The organism is Mesorhizobium sp. M7A.F.Ca.US.006.04.2.1 (genome assembly GCF_004022915.1).
Lineage (GTDB): Bacteria > Pseudomonadota > Alphaproteobacteria > Rhizobiales > Rhizobiaceae > Mesorhizobium > Mesorhizobium ciceri.
This window is the reverse complement of record NZ_RZQA01001135.1, coordinates 1-1,592: the sequence shown is the minus strand read 5'-3', so window position 1 is coordinate 1,592 and position 1,592 is coordinate 1. Positions and strand designations below refer to the sequence as shown.

1 protein-coding gene and 2 pseudogenes are annotated in these 1,592 nt (G+C 63.6%); all 3 read right to left on the bottom strand.

The features are described 5' to 3' along the window. Positions 1–198 (bottom strand): annotated as a pseudogene (locus EN925_RS35120) (alpha-ketoacid dehydrogenase subunit beta); the annotation flags it as partial. Continuing rightward, positions 198–1,226 carry a thiamine pyrophosphate-dependent dehydrogenase E1 component subunit alpha gene (locus EN925_RS35115; protein ID WP_063169131.1) on the bottom strand — a complete coding sequence of 343 codons (1,029 nt, stop codon included), beginning with the start codon at positions 1,224–1,226 and terminating at the stop codon, positions 198–200. The pseudogene EN925_RS35120 and the gene EN925_RS35115, both read right to left, overlap by 1 nt. Before the next feature lie 2 nt (positions 1,227–1,228). Beyond that, positions 1,229–1,592 (bottom strand): annotated as a pseudogene (locus EN925_RS35110) (homoserine dehydrogenase); the annotation flags it as partial.

Below are 1,592 nucleotides of genomic sequence, written 5' to 3'. Positions count from 1 at the left end.
GCCCAGTTCCGAAATCGGCGTGTCGATGACGCGGTCAGCGCCGTAACGTTCGACCAGGTCGCCGGTGACCTGGAAGGCGCCGCCATAGACGCCGATATCCTCGCCCATCAGGAAAACGCGTTCGTCCATGTCCATGGCGATCGCCATGGCTTCCTGGATCGCCTGGGCGTAGCTCAGTTCACGCACCATCGCGTCCATCACGCCTGCTCCGTATACACGTAATTGCCGGTCTCGCTGATATCGGGCGATGGGCTCGCCTTGGCGAACTCGATGCCCTCGGCGATCTCTTGCGCCACGGCATCGCGAATGGCCTCGATGCCCTTGTCGTCGATGAAGCCGAATTCCCTGAGCTCGCTTTCGAACAGGGTGATCGGATCGCGGTTCGACATCCAGTCCTCGATCTCTTCCTTGGTGCGATAGCGGTTGCGGTCGCTCTTGGAATGGCCGCGATGGCGGTAGGTCTTGGACTCGATCAGCGTCGGCCCCTCGCCGGCGCGGGCTCGGGCAACAGCCTGATGAGACGCCTCGGCGACCTCGGAGAAGATGTTGCCGTTGACGATGACGCCCGGCATCGAATAGGCGGCGGCGCGCTCGGCGATGTTCTTGACCGCGGTCGAGCGGGCTGTCGATGTCGACATGCCGTAGCCATTGTTCTCGCAGACGAAAATGACAGGCAGCTTCCAGACCGCCGCCATGTTGAGCGCCTCGTGGAAAGCGCCTTCATTGTTGGCGCCATCGCCGAAGAAGGAGACCACGACCTTGCCGGTCTTCATCATCTTGGAGGACAATGCCGCCCCGACGGCGATCGGAATACCGCCACCGACGATGCCATTGGCGCCGAGATTGCCCTTGCCGACATCGGCGATGTGCATCGAGCCGCCACGGCCCTTGCAATAGCCTGTGGTCTTGCCGAAGAACTCGGCGAACATGCGCTTGACCTCGGCGCCCTTGGCAATGCAGTGGCCGTGACCGCGATGCGTCGAGGTGATCTGGTCATCCTCGGCAAGCGGCATGCAGATGCCCATGGCGCTGGCTTCCTGGCCGATCGACAAATGCATGGTGCCATGGATGAGGCCGCGCGTGTAGCACTCCTCCGCGCCCTCTTCGAAGCGGCGGATCAGGTACATCTTGTGGAGCACCTGCTTGAGCTGCTCGGCGCTGTACTGGCGGTAGACGAAGGGCAGATTGGCGCGACTGTCAGTGACGGCTTTGCTGGCTGTGGCCATGATCACGCTCCCACGGTCCCATAGACGAGCTTGTCCTGGCGAGCGCGCAGTTCGGCGATCTTGGAGCCCGCCGCGGGCGCTGCATTCGCATAGGTTATGAGTTCGCCCTTCTTGATCGGCGCGGTGACCGAGCCGCCCTGCAGCAGGCCGCAGGGAACGGCCTTGGCGGCGCGCGCCTCAGGCGTCGTCATGATCCAGGCGCGGTAGCAATATTCGCCGATCGCATCGAGCTTCTCGCCGGGCTTCATGTCCTTCTTGGCCACGGCGGCGACTTCGGCCACCGGCTTGGCCAGCGGCACCATGTCGGCCTTGCCGTAGAGCACGACGCGCGCGCAGGTCAGCGGCACCTCGAGCGAGGTCAGGTGA